The organism is Erwinia artemisiae, assembly GCF_051400835.1.
In the GTDB taxonomy this organism is placed as follows: Bacteria; Pseudomonadota; Gammaproteobacteria; order Enterobacterales; family Enterobacteriaceae; genus Erwinia; species Erwinia aeris.
Genome location: NZ_JBLFFM010000014.1, coordinates 1 through 16,761, shown reverse-complemented (window position 1 = coordinate 16,761; position 16,761 = coordinate 1). Strand labels below are relative to the sequence as shown.

Annotated in this window: 11 protein-coding genes and 1 pseudogene; 5 read left to right on the top strand and 7 right to left on the bottom strand. The window is 51.1% G+C overall.

Features of this window, described 5'->3' with window-relative positions; genetic code table 11:
* Positions 1-24: 24 nt before the first annotated feature.
* A complete protein-coding gene (locus ACMGEE_RS20675) occupies positions 25-639 on the bottom strand; it encodes a response regulator transcription factor (RefSeq protein ID WP_253461377.1) in 615 nt (204 codons plus the stop codon).
* 730 nt (positions 640-1,369) lie between these two features.
* Entirely contained in the window at positions 1,370-1,696 is a 327-nt protein-coding gene (locus ACMGEE_RS20670) for a hypothetical protein (RefSeq protein ID WP_436830570.1), read from the bottom strand.
* Between the two features lie 406 nt (positions 1,697-2,102).
* Here ACMGEE_RS20670 and ACMGEE_RS20665 point away from each other — a divergent pair, with 406 nt between their 5' ends.
* The 3 genes and pseudogenes from ACMGEE_RS20665 to ACMGEE_RS20655 all read left to right on the top strand — a co-directional run.
* On the top strand, positions 2,103-3,209 hold the full coding sequence (locus tag ACMGEE_RS20665) for an efflux RND transporter periplasmic adaptor subunit (RefSeq protein WP_436830569.1): 1,107 nt from the start codon (positions 2,103-2,105) through the stop codon (positions 3,207-3,209).
* A complete protein-coding gene (locus ACMGEE_RS20660) occupies positions 3,206-6,301 on the top strand; it encodes an efflux RND transporter permease subunit (RefSeq protein ID WP_436830568.1) in 3,096 nt (1,031 codons plus the stop codon). Before ACMGEE_RS20665 ends, ACMGEE_RS20660 begins: the two co-directional genes overlap by 4 nt.
* Before the next feature lie 87 nt (positions 6,302-6,388).
* A pseudogene (locus ACMGEE_RS20655) lies at positions 6,389-6,501 on the top strand (hypothetical protein); the annotation flags it as partial.
* 975 nt (positions 6,502-7,476) lie between these two features.
* Here the strand turns inward: ACMGEE_RS20655 and ACMGEE_RS20650 are convergent.
* The 4 genes from ACMGEE_RS20650 to ACMGEE_RS20635 form a co-directional block, all read right to left on the bottom strand.
* Positions 7,477-7,902 carry a hypothetical protein gene (locus tag ACMGEE_RS20650; protein WP_370735134.1) on the bottom strand — a complete coding sequence of 142 codons (426 nt, stop codon included), beginning with the start codon at positions 7,900-7,902 and terminating at the stop codon, positions 7,477-7,479.
* An 816-nt stretch (positions 7,903-8,718) separates the two neighbouring features.
* The gene (locus ACMGEE_RS20645) at positions 8,719-9,684 is read right to left on the bottom strand and encodes a ParB family protein (protein ID WP_436830567.1); all 966 of its coding nucleotides are present in this window, start codon (positions 9,682-9,684) and stop codon (positions 8,719-8,721) included.
* Positions 9,681-10,886, bottom strand: coding sequence for an AAA family ATPase (locus tag ACMGEE_RS20640; RefSeq protein WP_253461364.1), 1,206 nt, complete (start codon positions 10,884-10,886; stop codon positions 9,681-9,683). Before ACMGEE_RS20640 ends, ACMGEE_RS20645 begins: the two co-directional genes overlap by 4 nt.
* A gap of 775 nt (positions 10,887-11,661) precedes the next feature.
* Entirely contained in the window at positions 11,662-12,258 is a 597-nt protein-coding gene (locus ACMGEE_RS20635) for a DUF1349 domain-containing protein (RefSeq protein WP_436830566.1), read from the bottom strand.
* 1,057 nt (positions 12,259-13,315) lie between these two features.
* Between ACMGEE_RS20635 and ACMGEE_RS20630 the strand changes: the two genes are divergently transcribed.
* Positions 13,316-14,329, top strand: coding sequence for a RepB family plasmid replication initiator protein (locus ACMGEE_RS20630; RefSeq protein ID WP_301253031.1), 1,014 nt, complete (start codon positions 13,316-13,318; stop codon positions 14,327-14,329).
* Between the two features lie 662 nt (positions 14,330-14,991).
* Complete coding sequence (locus tag ACMGEE_RS20625; protein ID WP_253461358.1) at positions 14,992-15,978, top strand: SDR family oxidoreductase; 987 nt, start codon at positions 14,992-14,994, stop codon at positions 15,976-15,978.
* A gap of 79 nt (positions 15,979-16,057) precedes the next feature.
* Here ACMGEE_RS20625 and ACMGEE_RS20620 read toward each other — a convergent pair.
* On the bottom strand, positions 16,058-16,761 hold a 704-nt coding region (locus ACMGEE_RS20620; RefSeq protein ID WP_436830565.1), incomplete at its 5' end, for a TIM barrel protein.

The window sequence follows — 16,761 nt, the reverse complement described above, 5'->3', positions numbered from 1 at the left end:
AGCGTCTTAAGAGGGCCGGGATGACTACATCTCCTGCAGCAGCCCCAGCTTTTCCGCCGTTCTGACAAGTTCTGAGACCGACCGGACTTTCATTTTCTCCATTACCCTGCGCTTATGCACTTTTGCCGTTATTTCACTGATGCCCATTTCCGCGGCAATCTGTTTATTCAGCAGCCCCAGAAGAACAAACTGCATCAGCTCTTTTTCACGGGGAGTAAGCGAAGCGTATCGACCGGTAATTTCCAGCTTTTCCTGGGAGATAACCGCGCTTTTTTCAGACAGCGCAAGCGCGTCAGCAACCACCCGCAGTAAATCGTCCGGCATAACGGGCTTGGTCAGGAATTCAAACGCGCCGGCCTTCATTGCCCTGACCGTGAGCGGAATAGTGCCGTAGCCGGTCAGGAAAATGGTGGGGATAACATGGCCGCGAGCGGTAAGGTGTACGGAAACATCAAAACCGTCAAATCCGGGCATATTCAAATCCACTATCAGACAACAAGGCGTAGGATAATCTCTCTGCTCAAGGAAATCTGACGGGCGGGTAAAGGCCGAGATCAGATAGCCTTCCGACCTGAGAAGATTTTGCAGCGAGCTAATGACGGATTCATCGTCGTCGACAAGATAAATTGTTTTATCCATAGAGATCCATTTTGATTCTTACGAATTCTGTTTTTGCAGGCAATGCAACATAACATGAAATGATGAACCGTAGAATCAGCCTTACTTATAGTTCGTTTCGATTCAGGTTTTTCCTTATTGCCTGTCGCTACGCGGTGCATAAATGTAGCCGTAAAGTACATTGCTGTAGGGTTTACAGGCATTACTGCTTAATTCACTGCCACAGGCGGAAACGCTATTCGCTATAAGATGCGGTACGGCTGGTCGTCGCAATGGTGATGGGCAATCCTGAAAAAAGCCTGCCAGAGTAGCGTAATGAGATAATCCCGGTATGGCCTTGTTGGGCCTGACTACTGGTGCAACTGTCTCCAGCAGCGTAACGGGAACCATCACGGAAAGCGAACATGATGCTCATTTGCTATCTTTCCGAAATAGCAGAAATATTTAATGGCACAATACCAGAAAAAAACAGGCCAGCCGTAAGATACGCTGGCGTAATTTAACCCCGGCCTGACTGAACAGCAGGAACGGAAAATAACCATGAATTCTACAAATCGCTGATGGTATTTCCGTCCTGCTGGTACGTTCGAGGCCTGTTTAAAATCCTGTATCGTCACAAGTAGTTTTATTTTTAATGCCTTTTTCGCACCTGGTTTTGATATTAAAGGCGTAAAGAATTACCTCTGCCACCTCTTTTTGTTCATTGCATAAATTTTAACCGGAAGATAAAGCCCCGGATCCCGGGTAATAATTAAAAGGGCTCATGCGTTTTGCTGTCTTCTGCAATGCTGAAATCATGCTTCCAGAACCCATGGCTGCCGGCCAGGGCCTGAACCGTTTCATCTCTTTTAGCCGATGGCTGAGAAGCCCCGACGAGAAAATCCGTGAAGGGTTTTATATCGTCATTAAACGTCTTAATTGTGATCCCGCCAGTCCTGCAAAGAAGTTTATTCTCTGCCTGGCTTTCGGGATAAGTAGCGGTTTTCTGATTAAGGGGATCAGAGGCGTTATGCCAGGGTATCAGAGCCTGCATCTGCGCAAGAATTGCCAGTCCCTCCGGTTTGAAATGCCAGAACAATAAAATTTTTTCGCCAGCTCACCCAGGCCGACAGGATCCTTATAGTCTGCATATTCCACGTAATCCTTAATCCGTTGAGTAGCAATCGGTGGGTAATATCTTCTGTCAGGCGCCCGCATTGCAAACACTGAGCACGTCTGCGGCCACTGAATGAGCACATCATGGCTAACGGGCGGCAGGCGGGAGATTTTTAACGAATAACGCTGCCGGACGAGGCTGCACATGCAATATATCCGGTTGTGCGGCCTTATATCTGTCCGGTTCAGCCCTAAAAGACGCCGGCTGCTGCTGCGCTCCCGCCATCACTGATACTGAGAAGCCTGCCCCCTGATTTTGTGACTATTGACATTAATGGTCACTAGCCTGAGAATGCCGTCACCGTCCTGTTAAATCAAAAAGGGAATCCATGCACAGGCTTAAACCTGCCACCTTTGCCGTATGCCTGTTGCCGCTTGCCCTTGTGGCCTGCGGCGAGCCTTCCGACGCCAGCGATCCACGTACTCAGCCCCCTTTGGTCAGAGCCGCAACCGTAGTGAGTGCTGTCGATACCTCCCGCGCATTTACCGGCGTTGTTGTCGCACGCGTTCAAAGCGACCTTGGTTTCAGAGTTCAGGGAAAGATCCTTGAACGCCTGGTTGATACCGGCCAGACCGTTAAGCGTGGCCAGCCCTTGATGCGTCTGGATCCTGTTGACCTGCGTCTGCAGGCACAGGCTCAGCTTCAGACCGTCGCGGCTGCACAGGCTCGTGCCAGACAGGCGGCTGATGATGAGGCGCGTTATCGTGGCCTGGTCGCTACAGGCGCCGTATCGGCATCGGCCTACGACCAGATAAAAGCCGCAGCGGATACGGCAAAAGCTGAGCTCAGTGCGGCTCAGGCACAGGCCAGAGTGGCACAAAACGCAACGGGTTATGCCGTGCTGCTGGCCGACGCCGATGGCGTGGTCATGGATACGCTGGCCGAGCCGGGCCAGGTCGTCAGTGCAGGGCAGCCTGTGGTCAGGCTGGCCAGAGCAGGCCAGCGCGAAGCGGTTGTGCAGCTACCCGAGACGTTACGCCCGGCTCCCGGAAGCGAGGCTAATGCAACGTTATACGGTGGTGGAAAACAGTCGTCTCCTGCGAAGCTGCGCCAGCTCTCCGATGCGGCCGATCCCGTGACGCGCACCTTTGAGGCGAGATATGTGCTGGAAGGGACGCTGGCAGGCGCACCACTGGGTTCTACCGTTACGCTCCATATTGCAGAAGATAAAGCAGCCCGGCAGGTGATGCAGGTACCTTTAGCGGCAATCTATGATCCAGGAAAAGGGCCGGGTGTCTGGAGTATTTCAGGTAAACCCGCCAAAGTGTCATGGCGGTCCGTTCAGGTGCTGGGTTTGGGTGACGATGCGGCAAGGATAACGGGTAGCCTCAGGCCAGGCGAGCAGGTGGTTGCTTTGGGTGCGCATTTGCTGCATGACGGTGAGGCCGTCCGCATGGAACAAAGCGACACCCGTGTCGCCGGGAGCCAGCTATGAGCGAGGGAAGATTCAATCTTTCAGCGCTTGCGGTTCGTGAGCGCTCAATCACCCTGTTCCTGATCATCCTGATTACGGTCGCGGGCGTTCTTTCATTTTTCGAACTGGGACGGGCTGAAGATCCCCCTTTTACCGTCAAGCAGATGACGATTATCTCTGCCTGGCCGGGCGCTACCGCACAGGAAATGCAGGATCAGGTGGCCGAACCGCTTGAAAAACGCATGCAGGAGCTCAGGTGGTATGACCGGAGTGAAACCTACACGCGTCCCGGACTGGCTTTTACCCTGCTGTCACTGCAGGACAGTACGCCGCCTTCACAAGTGCAGGAAGAATTCTATCAGGCGCGTAAAAAGCTGGGTGATGAAAACAAAAACCTGCCGGCTGGTGTTATCGGGCCGATGGTTAATGATGAATTTTCCGATGTGACCTTTGCGCTCTTTGCGCTGAAAGCAAAAGGGGAACCACAGCGACTGCTGGTCCGCGATGCGGAATCGTTGCGCCAGCGCCTTCTGCATGTCCCAGGGGTCAAGAAAGTCAATATTATCGGGGAGCAGGCGGAACGTATCTTTGTCTCGTTCTCCCACGACCGGCTGGCCACGCTGGGCATTTCTCCTCAGGATATTTTCTCCGCCCTCAACAGCCAGAACGTACTGACACCCGCCGGTTCAATTGATACCCAGGGACCGCAGGTCTTTATCCGCCTTGATGGCGCTTTCGATAAACTGGAAAAAATTCGGGAAACACCCATCGTTGCGCAGGGCAGAACCCTGAAACTTTCTGACGTCGCAACCGTTGAGCGTGGCTATGAAGATCCGGCGACTTTCCTGATCCGTAATCAGGGTGAACCGGCATTGCTGCTGGGCATCATCATGCGGGACGGCTGGAACGGCCTGGATTTGGGGAGCGCGCTGGATGCTGAAACGGCCAAAATCAATGAGGGTATGCCGCTCGGCATGACCTTGACCAAGGTCACCGATCAGTCAGTCAACATCAGCTCCGCTGTTGATGAGTTCATGATCAAATTTTTTGTCGCGCTGCTGGTGGTCATGGTGGTGTGCTTCGTCAGTATGGGATGGCGCGTGGGCATTGTGGTCGCGGCCGCCGTGCCGTTAACGCTGGCTATTGTCTTCATGGTGATGGAGGCTTCCGGCAAAAACTTTGACCGTATCACCCTGGGGTCGCTGATCCTTGCGCTCGGGTTGCTGGTTGATGATGCCATCATCGCCATTGAAATGATGGTGGTGAAAATGGAAGAGGGCTATGACCGGATCAAAGCCTCGGCCTATGCCTGGAGCCACACAGCCGCCCCGATGCTCGCCGGCACGCTGGTTACCGCCGTTGGTTTTATGCCTAACGGTTTTGCACAGTCCACAGCAGGTGAATACACCAGCAATATGTTCTGGATTGTAGGTATCGCCCTTATTGCTTCCTGGGTTGTGGCGGTGGTGTTTACGCCTTATCTGGGCGTGAAGATGCTGCCGCAAATCAAAACGGTAGAGGGAGGGCATACGGCCCTCTACAACACCCGTCATTACAACCGCTTTCGACGGGTGCTGACCCGCGTTATCGCGCAAAAATGGCTGGTGGCCGGCACCGTTATTGCCCTCTTTGCCGTTGCTGTTCTCGGGATGGGGCTGGTGAAAAAACAGTTTTTCCCCACTTCCGATCGCCCGGAGGTGCTGATTGAGGTTCAGATGCCTTATGGCACCTCTGTTGAGGAGACCAGCGCCACCACGGCGAAAATTGAAGCCTGGCTGAGAAAGCAGAAAGAGACAAAAATCGTCACCTCCTACATCGGGCAGGGGCCGCCGCGGTTTTATCTGGCCATGGCGCCCGAGCTTCCCGATCCGTCGTTTGCGAAAATTGTCGTGCTGACGGACAGCCAGGATGCACGTGAGGCGCTTAAGTTCCGCCTGCGCGAAGCGGCAGCCGGCGGTCTGGCGCCTGAGGCGCGCGTACGCGTGACGCAACTGGTGTTCGGTCCGTATTCACCTTATCCGGTGGCCTACCGGGTTATGGGGCCGGATCCCGCCACCCTGCGTGAAATTGCAGATAAGGTAGAGAAGGTGATGCAGGCCAGCCCGATGATGAGAACCGTCAACACCGACTGGGGGCCACGGGTACCGACGCTGCATTTCACGCTTAATCAGGACCGCCTTCAGGCGGTAGGGCTGACAACAAACGCGGTTGCGCAGCAGCTTCAGTTTCTGCTTTCAGGGGTTCCGATCACCTCTGTGCGGGAGGATATCCGTTCGGTGCAGGTGATGGGACGGGCTGCAGGTGATATCCGGCTCGATCCGGCAAAAATAGCGGGCTTTACCTTAGTGGGGGCTTCCGGCCAGCGCATTCCGCTCTCTCAGGCAGGCGAGGTTGAGGTACGAATGGAAGATCCTGTTCTGCGCCGTCGCGATCGTACTCCGACCATTACCGTAAGGGGAGATATCGCCGACAACCTGCAGCCGCCGGATGTTTCTACGGCAATGATGAAAGCGTTGCGGCCGGTCATCGATAAGCTTCCGGCCGGATACCGCATTGAGCAGGCGGGATCGATTGAAGAATCCGGTAAAGCGACGAAAGCGATGGCGCCGCTGTTCCCGATTATGATCGCCATGACGCTGCTAATCATCATTTTGCAGGTGCGGTCGATGTCAGCGATGGTGATGGTCTTTCTTACCGCGCCGCTGGGACTGGTCGGCGTAGTGCCCACGCTGCTGCTCTTTAACCAGCCGTTTGGCATTAATGCACTGGTTGGACTGATTGCCCTGTCGGGCATCCTGATGCGTAACACCCTGATCCTGACAGGACAGATCCACCATAATGAGCAGGAAGGGCTGGCACCTTTTGATGCGGTGGTGGAGGCAACGGTACAGCGCGCCCGCCCGGTGTTACTGACGGCAATGGCTGCCATTCTGGCATTTATTCCGCTGACGCATTCCGTGTTCTGGGGAACGCTGGCCTATACGCTGATTGGCGGTACGTTGGGCGGCACCATCATCACGCTGGTGTTCCTGCCCGCTATGTACGCAATCTGGTTCAACATTCGTCCTGATAAACCGACCTCTGCTGACGAAGAAGCCTTGAAGCGACCATAGCGCTTAATCAGGCGTGATCTCTGAAGAAGGGATCACGCCCTTTACTATATCGAATTTAGTGAGGAGGTTTAACCTGTGGCGCCTGAAATTCAAAAGCGCATTGTCGTGACCGGCAGCGGCGTTGTCAGTCCTCCCGGATGCGGTACTTATAAGGTCTGGTATAGGCTTCTGAGGAGCGCTCGGGTATAACAAGCCTTTCGATACCAATCCATTGATGTCGCCTGAAAGCGTCAGGAGATTTTAAATGCCGTTTTGTCGGTGAGTAGTACCGTAGCCCGGCAAAGGCGGCTACGGTTTGACATATTTCACCAACCCTCCTCGCTGCAAAGTCAGAGCTGCCAGTACCGGTGAAGAACCCCTTGTGCGCCATCGGGGTGATCATGGCAAGGCCTCTATCCATCTTAAAGCAGTACTGATTTTAGTTACAGCATCCTATTTAAAGCCAAGTCTGTCCCAAGCCTATGGCCCGGAGCGGTACGGCTTCTCAGTGGGGAGAAGCGGATCCGGGTATCGGGATGTACGTAGAGGTTACCAAAAGACTTTATGGATGCTGTAACTAATTCTGTTATAGACGATGCCATCCGTATACAGTTTACTACCTTAATTTTCATAGCTACTGCGAAAGTTTTTTAATAGAGCGAGATTTTATGCCGGTAACTAAGTGGAGAGAGCGACCTTTTTAGTGCTGTCTCTGACGCACGAAAGATACTCCCTTTTTGAAGGGCATGCTGTGTTAAGTATTAATATTCGAAATTAATAGCTAACCGGCCCTACTTTTTGACGCTAATCTCATGTATCGAAGTTAAGTGCTTTTCAGATGCCCCTTCGCCATTTTTCGGTTTCAACATGACCTACTCATGCGGTAAAAGGCATAAGAAAAGGGGTTAGTTTAGTGAAACCTGACAAAGCTGAATTTATGTTACGGTGCCAGCGCAAAACCGCGCCCGACTGCAGTAAGTTAATAAAGGGCAATGTTAAGGCTGGAGGACAGTATAGGGTTCCGGATCGGTATTCAGGCGCCTCGGCTGTTCGGTTTTCAGCACCGATTCCAGCGCGATGACCTGCTGAACCATTATTTTCGATGATCAGGCGACCCAGTATGGTAATGGCCGTTCTTTCTGCCCGCTTTGGCTACCGCAAGGGAACCAACCTGCCCTGCCGTTTCATTCAGCAGTTCATCCAGACGTTCCCCGTTCTGGCGGCTGCGTTTTTCCGGCTCGCCTGCCTGATGACTTTGTCCTGCTCCTACCTCGCCAGGTCTGTACTGATAGCCTAGTTGCGGAACTGGCCAGGTCAGGCACGGCTCTCTTCTCCAGAGATGCCGCATAACGCAAAAATTTTTCAGACAACCAAAGACGCAATGGCTTGTTCGGGCCGCTATCATTATCCTTCTCGTGCAGCACGATAACGTAGCGCAGCTGTTCATGTACTGATAAAGCTTCAGGCGGGCTGTTACAGGCTTTACGTCCGTTTTCATAAACCTGAAGCATACCCCTTGCCACATCGATATGCTTCAATGGCGCCATGATTTCAGACGGATAATCGCTGTCGGGATTGTAATCGCAGTTTGCAACCAGTGTGTGGGACAGGACATCCAGCACCTGGCGGTTTTCAGAACGCGCACGTATGCGCATCGGTTTTGGTTTGAAATCCGGATCGTTGTGACGCGTATAGAGTACATATCCCGTCTGACAGAGCTTAATTAGATCCCGGTTTCTGTGCCAGTCGTGGCTTTGGAAACTTACAACTATCCTGGCTGCCAGATAAATACGTATCCTCTTATGCCCATAGTGTGTAGCTCAGATGCTTGCTCGTTCCACATTGAAGGCACATATATCTGCACCCTTAAGTCACATAATGCCCGCTTCTCCAGCGCAGATATATTTGTGACAAGCGCCAATGCATGAAAAAGTGTGATGTGCATAAAGACATCCTGCCGGATTAAAGTTGTCTGTGTTCCGACCTATGCGATGCCGACAAATCTGCCCGCAGCAAGCAGAGGGCGCAGCGTCGAAACCGCACCTAGTGCACTACAGGCAAGGATTAATACGAAATCTACAAACCAAAACAGAAGATCATAGTGGGACTTTCAATATGAAAGAAATCAAAAAATAATTTATTTATCATAAAGTTAAGTACATAAATTCTGCGGGAAAATTTTATGAGTGGCTGCATAATGAGCGATGCATTCTGGCGCGGCATAAATGATACTATTTAAGACAGTTATGCTTTCCAAATACACGCCGCTCAACCTCTTCGCTGATGAAGTTATCTGTAGGCTCAGAAAAAAACCTCGGGACTTTCAGTATGAAAGGATCCGAGAAAAAAATTAAAATTCAGTCAGTTACATGCGAATTTTTGGCGGGACAATTTGACTGGCAGACGATGCCGGGATCGCCCGGCACTTGATAAACTTTCTATTCACCGCCAGGCATTTTTTGCATTATTTGCTTTATTGCCTCATCAATCTCCGCCTGTAAAGCAGGTGAAATTCGGGAGAACTCGTAGACTACCAGACGTTTTTTCAGGTCAGTTTTCTTTCTGGCATATTGACGACGATCGGCAAATTCGCGCAGTTTTATTGTTTCAACCTGCTTACCCACTGCCTGTTTTAAACTCTTACTTTCAGCACGAATTATCGCAATAATTTTCGCTTTATCCGTACTTGCCCCCTCAGTCTCTGCAATCTGCTGCCTGACCTTTTTCATCAGTTCAGCAACAGGCATTCCTTTATTTTTAGCATCTTCAGCCACCTTGAGAAGCAACTGGTAGTCAGCCAGGGAGATATCATTGATCACGGGAAATACGGCGACCATCTCATCAGGAACCGCAGCAGCCTGGAACGCGCGCGTAACTTTAGCTGGAGAGATATTTTCCGCTCGTGCTATTTCGTCCTTGGACATACCTTTGTCGTACATCATCTCAAAACGTTTGCCCAGCTCGCGTAAACTGTGTTCCCGTGCTGTCTGGATATCAATAGCCAGTTGGCGCGCGTCTGCAATGCTGAGCTCGTCTTTGGTGACCAGTACGTCAAATTTTGTCTGGCTAAAAATACATGCGGCACGCCGGCGTGTACCGTCCAATATTTCGATACGCCCACCGACTTCGCGACCGATAGCCGGAAAAAATTGTTGCAGCTTAATGGTACGCGAGATATCACTAACTGATTCAGGCGTAAGCATGGTTTGATCACGCCCGTTAACAGCTGAGTCAACAAATGTTTTAGCCTCGATATCTCCGCTAAACACAACGGTACTGACAAATTTTGCGGTTTTACCTGATTTAAGCGTAAAGGTCCTGAAATTACCTTCCCCTTCGAGCATTTTGGCAAACTCAGAACTGCTGTTTCCCAGTACACGCCCGCGTGCTAATACCTTTTTCATTCTGCGGCTCCCCTGATGAACTCAATTCGGTCAAAAACCGCCTTTGTGAAACGTTCGGCTTCTGTACGGGCCTTTTTTAGTGCTTCTGCGCTACCGGGATAAGACACCGGATTTGCACTTATTATCGTATCGAATGATTCACCGCAGCGCTCAAATCCATCCAGGCGCGGCAAGGATGAATCCAGAATGCTGCTTGCATAAACTTCCCGCGCCAGACTGTGTGACGTTTCATGATCGCGCTTATTGGTCATCTTGGACATAAACCCGATATTTGCGCTTAAACGCGGTTCGACGCCTTCTTCTTCCAGGCGCTCCAGCATTTCAGGTAAGCGGGTCAGATATTTAAGCGTCGAATGGAAATCGACCTGTGCCGGTGGAGTGGGCGTCAACAGTAAATCACTGGCCGCCAAGCCATTAAGCAAAAACGGATCGAGGTGAGGGCCGGTATCGATAAAAATAAAATCGTAGTCGTCAGCAACACGGTCAATGATTTTTTTCCTGAGGACTTCAGAAGGCTTTGAGCCGGGCAGATGTTCTGCAACCAGTGACTCCCACTGGCTGGCCACAAAACCATCATCAATGGATGCCGGTATCACATCCACGCCAGGGATGATCGTCGGGCGGATGACGGTTTCGCGTAATGTTTCCGCATCAAGATCGTTCAACATAGCCTGCGCAGCAGTCTCAAGAACCGACCCGATACTGTGGGTATGATCCAGGAACATGGTGCTTGATGCCTGAGGGTCGAGATCTATTACCAGAATCCGCAAATCATGACGCAACAAATCCTGATGTACACGTAGTGCATGTGCCAACGTTACGGTGCTGACGGTCTTCGATACCCCACCTTTCAGGTTTACCACAAAAATCACATAAGGTTCCTGATGTATATCCCGGTATTTAGGAATTTTGCGATGCGCATAGATATCTATAACGTTTTGAATTGTTAATGCATATTGTTCAACGTTACCGACCTGCTTTTTGTTGAAATCATAACCCTGTTCTTCCATTTCTTTCATGGATTGTTCGACGATACGGCGGCTCAGTTTAGGTAGCTTTGCCACTGCATTGCGAGTATAAGTCTGATGGTACTCTGTCAGGTTAAACTCTTTCCGCTGCTCCTCAATATCCCGGCTCATCGCCTGCAGTAAAGAACTTGCTCTCAAAGCTATCGTACCAACACCACCGTAATCGCGTTTCATCATTATTCCTCGGTTATAATCCCTTGCCTGAACGGGCATCTCAGCAAAAACAATTGTACATACACCCGGCCAACGTACAACAAAAAATAGCCAGGCAAAAAAAAATTGTACGTAATCATTTTAATTGACGCTCAACCTGAAATCAGGTGGCCTGGAAGCGCTATAGAAAGATTTGCTATCCGGCGTAAACCGGCATCATTGAATCCAGGGTAGGGCAAACAATGGTGCGAATGTGTGATGAGGATGAAAAAGGCATTTCGCCTTTCCATGCGTTACGTTGTTAGCGATAGTGGGCACGCTTTCCGGTGCAAGCTCAATGTTGTCCATCACAACAGTGAGTGGTTGAGCATGCGCCTCGTTATGATGTCTTTTCCATCAGGGTTAACCTGTCCTGCAAACTGCTGAACGACGACCTCTGGGAGCTCGATATCATTAAGAGAGATCCGATGAACGTGCGTAGAAAGTTCTGTTAGTTACCGCAATTCAGGAAACCGCTGGGGTTTGGACTGGTGAAATAGCTTCCGGATGCGCCGGAGAGTAAGTCTTGCCGTCTGCATCCGGAGGATCGGCAGAATGAACTCAAATCATTTGTGGGATACCTTTCCTGCAGAAGCACAAACGGACCAGGGTAGAAAGAATGGCAAACATTAAGCCAAGAAATACTTGATACCCTGCATTAAATGCAAATGCTTGCAGCCTTAGCGTAAGTTTTTTCTGTTCGCCTCTTATAGCCTGAACAAAGTTATGGCTTTTTTGCCGGGATCCTGATACGAATTCATGTCAAATCGTGAAGCGATTTACTCAAAGGAGACCCGAGCCTGAACTCGTCAAATGTTATTTCAAGTCCTTCTCTCTCCGGGGTGCAGCCCATCACGCCGATAAAACGATTTTTTATATCTGGCCAGTGACATAGCCTCAGCAGCGGCCATTTTTTACCATCTGTCGAATACTGGATCCTTAAGGCCTCGTTTTCCAGCGTAGTGCGCATCCAGAAAGTTTGCGGATCGCCGGGAAAAAGACCGGTTGACCAGTCAGAGGTTTTACGCGTAACCACGCACCCTATAGATGACAGATCGTCATTAAATTCAATCCCAGCTTTAACCCAATGATGTTCGTCATCCTGCAAAAAAATACCTGCCTGGTCATACAGATGGCAGAAATTCGCCATGATTTTTACCTGAAGGGTAAAGTCGTTCTCCACGTAAAATCCATACGCATGTCCGGTATGCCGCTGAAAACCGTAATAGGTTTGACGCCAGAAATCCGTGTTGAGCGCGGTAGTTAACTGTAGTTTTCCATTTTCCAGTGAATAGTTATCGGGCTCGTTGATCCAGTTGCCTTCGCCTGCTTCCAGTGAATCCACAACAATCATAAGCCTTCCCCATGTTGAGCGTATATCAGACCCTGTTTTTTGAATTCCCGTTTATTCAGCAAACCGCAATATAAGCTTTTAGTCACAAGCGGTTAGCCAGAGGCGGTCAGTCAGGGCATAACGCATTAAAAACGAGAGTCTGGTTTCCCGGGCGCAAGGTTAAAATCCTGGCATGGGAAGTATTGTCAGCGTAGCTGATTATTGTGGCATGGGTTCTCTCAATGCATATATTGCTTTTTTAGCGGTGCCTTAATGTGCAACTAAAGCCAATGTTTATTAGTACATTTTATCCGCTGTGATCCCCTTGCATATGCGAAAAGTCGCTGCCAGTTGAAAGCACTTATCTATTTTTTCAAATCAGTCAGACCATGCTGCGGTCTTAGTTTTGATATCGAACATCAAAAGGTGGTAAGAGGCGTAGTGTACCAATAGTGATAGCCAGTTTTTCCTTATTATTCACAGGCCAGATCCAATCAATCGATCCTGAATAGATCCTTCTAAGATCCCTAAGAGATCCCCGGAGTCGCTCAGCCCTTATCTGGCCTGTCCTGGAAGGGGGTTACTATCCACTGTGGTGAGCAAAATAACCACTGTAATAAGCTAAATAACCGCTATAACGAGTAAAACATCCACGCTGGACAGTAGTTAAAAACCACTGTAGTGAGTATCATGCCAATTTGCCTGTAGATAACTGATGATTAAGCAGTTGCCGCTGTAGCATTGCCTGTAGCGGGTTTGCTGAACCTTTGTATTATCCGGATACAGCTTTAACTCATAGCTATCCACAGGTTCCTGAAAATAGGATTTTTTTATCCACTGGTTCGATCCAATAACAGATCACAAAAAGAACCAGAAAGACCCATAAAGATCCCCGCGCTTCGCAAGGCCTGCCGTAACTGGCCTGAGAAGGGATCGTTAACCACTGTGGTAAGTAAAACAACTACTGTAGAGAGTAACAAATCCACTATAGCAAGTAGCCTGACCACTACGGTGAGTGTTAGTATCCACTGTAACCAGTAACGGCGAATATCGCTTGTTCATATCACGGGTTTGTAAAATGCCGAAAAAAGAACAAGAAATCAGTCAGATAGATGCAGCTTTTTGTGAAACGGACAAGAAGACGGGAGAGGTTATCAACCTGACTCCTAACAGTAACAATACCGTTCAGCCGGTGGCGCTGATGCGGCTTGGGCTGTTTGTACCCACGCTTAAATCGACGGCGCGGGGCAGAAAAAACCAGATGTCGACCATGGATGTCACTGACGAGCTGAAACAGCTGTCGATCGTTAAATCTGAAGGGTATGAAAATATCAGGATAACCGGCGCCCGGCTTGATATGGATAACGATTTCAAAACCTGGGTCGGCATTATCCATGCCTTTGCCAAATATAAGGTGCTGGGAGACAGCGTAACGCTGCCGTTCGTTGATTTCGCTAAACTGTGCGGTATCCCTTCTGTACGCTCCTCAGCGAAGCTGAGAAGCCGTCTGGATGCTTCCCTGACCCGCATTGCGACCAATACTATTCAGTTCAGCAACAAAGAAGGGGAGTATTACGTCACGCATCTGGTGCAGTCAGCCAAATACAGCACTAAAACCGACAGTGTTACTCTCCAGGCCGATCCCAAGATTTTTGAGCTCTATCAGTTCGATAAAAAGGTGCTTCTTCAGCTCAGAGCCATCAACGAGCTGTCCCGTAAAGAGTCTGCACAGGCCCTTTATACTTTTATCGAAAGCCTGCCGCCTTCACCAGCGCCCATATCCATGGCCCGCCTGCGCGCTCGCCTGAACCTTACTTCGCGTACCATCACGCAAAACGCGACCGTCCGTAAAGCGATGGAGCAGCTGAGGGAGATCGGCTACCTGGACTACACGGAGATTAAGCGAGGCAAAATCGTCTATTTCGTCATCCACTACCGGCGGCCAAAGCTCAGACCGGCAGAAATCCCGCTCGGCCTGCCCGATTTGCCTGAGGACGAGATTGAGGAAACCGTGCCGCAGGGCGAAATGGTTATGCTTTCGCGAGAAGAGCTGGAACTGTTAGAAAAGATCCGCAGCGGTAAAAAGCCCTAACCACTGTAGCGAGCAAAAGCGTCAGTAACCGCTGTGGTGAGTGTCAGCTTGCTCCTGTAAGTTACCGCTATGTCAGATGAGCAACCACTATAATGAGAGACGGATCTCACTATAGTGGTTGTTGAACCAGATTTGACCAAAAAGCTGGCTCAAATACCTTCCTGCCTGGCTTTACCAAAATATGACTCTGGCCAGACCCGCTGTACGCCTCGCTATTAAAGGTCGCGCTCACCAGAGTGGGTACATTTTTACCGCCGTTTTACTCACTATAGTGGTTATTACTCCCCATAGTGGTTTATTACTTTCCGCAGTGGTCAAACGTTTACGCCTTTTTACTCGCTCCAGTGGTTAAGCGGAAACTGCCCGGCAGAAACCAGGAAGGGCGTTTTCTTCATTCTGAGAGCGGCGGTTGGTCACCTACGAAATGATATTAATGCTTTATATCGCTCGAGATGGACTGCTCTCGGGAGCTCGCTGACTACAGTCATCTTCGTGCGCACAATGCGGCAGGACAGCAGGCGTTCCTTCCATTTATTGATCCCTGTTCTGCAATCAACCAGCTATTTTTCAGCAGCCTGCCATACTCTGTTAACGAAAATTCGTGCGTTTATCATTTTTTATTTATCAGACGGCTGTGACGCAGCGGTTTATGAGGGCCAGATATGTTGCAGGAAAAAGTAGCGGTAATTACAGGTGGGACTTCTGGCGTAGGACGCGCCAGCGCACAGGCCTTTGCTGAAGCAGGCTATGCGGTAGCGGTGATTGGCCGTAGTGAACAAAGCGTAAAAGAGACTATTGAAGAGTTAAAACTGTTTGGTGTACAGGCATCGGGCGCGGCAGTAGATGTGGCAGACGGCGGCGCGCTGTTGGCGGCCGGTCGTAAAATCGAAGCCGAACTTGGTCCGATCAACGTCTGGGTTAACGCAGCCATGCTGACCGTGCTGGCGCCCGTTACGCAAATTACTGACGAAGAATTCCAGCGCGTCACCGATGTGACCTATCTGGGCTGCGTTCACGGCACCCGTACTGCGCTAACGCTGATGGGGGAACGTGACGAGGGGATTATCGTACAGGTAGGCTCAGCGCTCGCTTATCGTTCGGTTCCGCTACAGTCCGCTTACTGCGCGGCCAAAGCGGCAATCAGGGGCTTTACGGATTCGCTGCGCAGCGAGCTGCTGCATAACAACAGTTCGATTCGGCTGACTATGGTGCATCTGCCGGGCGTTAATACCCCTCAGTTTGACTGGTCGCGTAACAAAATGGGCAACACCGTTCAGCCTATGCCGCCCATTTTCCAGCCGGAGGTCGCCGCCAGAGCCATTCTTAAAGCCGCGCGCCATGCGCCGCGGGAAGTGTGGGTCGGGCGTTCCACATTCCAGTCCATCGTGGGCAATATGCTGTTCCCGGGCCTGCTGGATCGTATGATGGCAAAACAGGGCTGGAGCGGCCAGATTACCGAGGAGCCGGAGGTCGCTGGCCGGCCGGATAACCTGCATCAGTCCGTCGAAGGACTGCACCGCAGTCACGGCCGTTTTGATGAAAAAGCGGAGCAGCGTGCGCTTAATCTGAACGTCAACAACCCCGGATTGACCATTCTGGGCGTTGCTGCCGTGGCCTGGCTGGGATTACGCAGCTTGCGGCGCCGTTAAAGCCTCTGCACGGGCAGGAGGTGAGCATATCGCAATTTTTGAGTAAAAGGCGCTCACAGAGCGCCAGTTACCGCGAAAACTACTGCGTAAAGACCTCGCGGAAGGCCTCCAGCGCCGCTGCCGAATCATCCGATGCCCAGCCTTCCAGCGCGACCGTGCCGTGATAGTCAATCTCCCGAAGCGCTCGCGCCACCGCCTTGTAATTGATCTCACCGGTGCCGGGCTCTTTACGGCCCGGTACGTCAGCTACCTGAATCTCACCGATATGTTTCTGGCTTTTACGGATCAGCTCAATCAGGTTGCCTTCGCCGATCTGTGCGTGATACAGGTCGAGATTCATTTTCAGCGCGGGGCTGTTAACGGCGCTGACCAGCGCCAGCGTATCGGCCGCCAACGCAAACGGCGTTCCCGGATGGTCAACGGGCAGATTGAGGTTTTCCAGCGTAAATATTCGTCCGGCGCGTTCGCCCATTCGCGCCAGCTGACGTAAGGTTTCCACAGCCTTAAGCCACATCGCACCAGTCACCACCTCGACCGGTTTTACCGGTAATCCTTTGTCATCCAGACCGGTTCCGTGAAGATTTAAAGCCGGACACCGTAGCCGCTCTGCGATCGCCAGCGAGGCTTCAGCGCTTTGCAGCAGCTGCCGGATATCGTCGTCATCGGTCAGATTACCGCTGAGATAGCCTGTCATGGAGGTGAAGCGCGCGCCGGTGGCGGCCAGCGCATCAATGTCTTTACCGGCCCATCCCCAGATTTCGACACCAAACCCCAGCGCATGAA

Coding starts and splice junctions, on each gene's coding strand:
- ACMGEE_RS20675 (WP_253461377.1), bottom strand. CDS start 639: ATGGATAAAACAATTTATCTTGTCGACGACGATGAATCCGTCATTAGC.
- ACMGEE_RS20665 (WP_436830569.1), top strand. CDS start 2,103: ATGCACAGGCTTAAACCTGCCACCTTTGCCGTATGCCTGTTGCCGCTT.
- ACMGEE_RS20660 (WP_436830568.1), top strand. CDS start 3,206: ATGAGCGAGGGAAGATTCAATCTTTCAGCGCTTGCGGTTCGTGAGCGC.
- ACMGEE_RS20645 (WP_436830567.1), bottom strand. CDS start 9,684: ATGAAAAAGGTATTAGCACGCGGGCGTGTACTGGGAAACAGCAGTTCT.
- ACMGEE_RS20640 (WP_253461364.1), bottom strand. CDS start 10,886: ATGAAACGCGATTACGGTGGTGTTGGTACGATAGCTTTGAGAGCAAGT.
- ACMGEE_RS20635 (WP_436830566.1), bottom strand. CDS start 12,258: ATGATTGTTGTGGATTCACTGGAAGCAGGCGAAGGCAACTGGATCAAC.
- ACMGEE_RS20630 (WP_301253031.1), top strand. CDS start 13,316: ATGCCGAAAAAAGAACAAGAAATCAGTCAGATAGATGCAGCTTTTTGT.
- ACMGEE_RS20625 (WP_253461358.1), top strand. CDS start 14,992: ATGTTGCAGGAAAAAGTAGCGGTAATTACAGGTGGGACTTCTGGCGTA.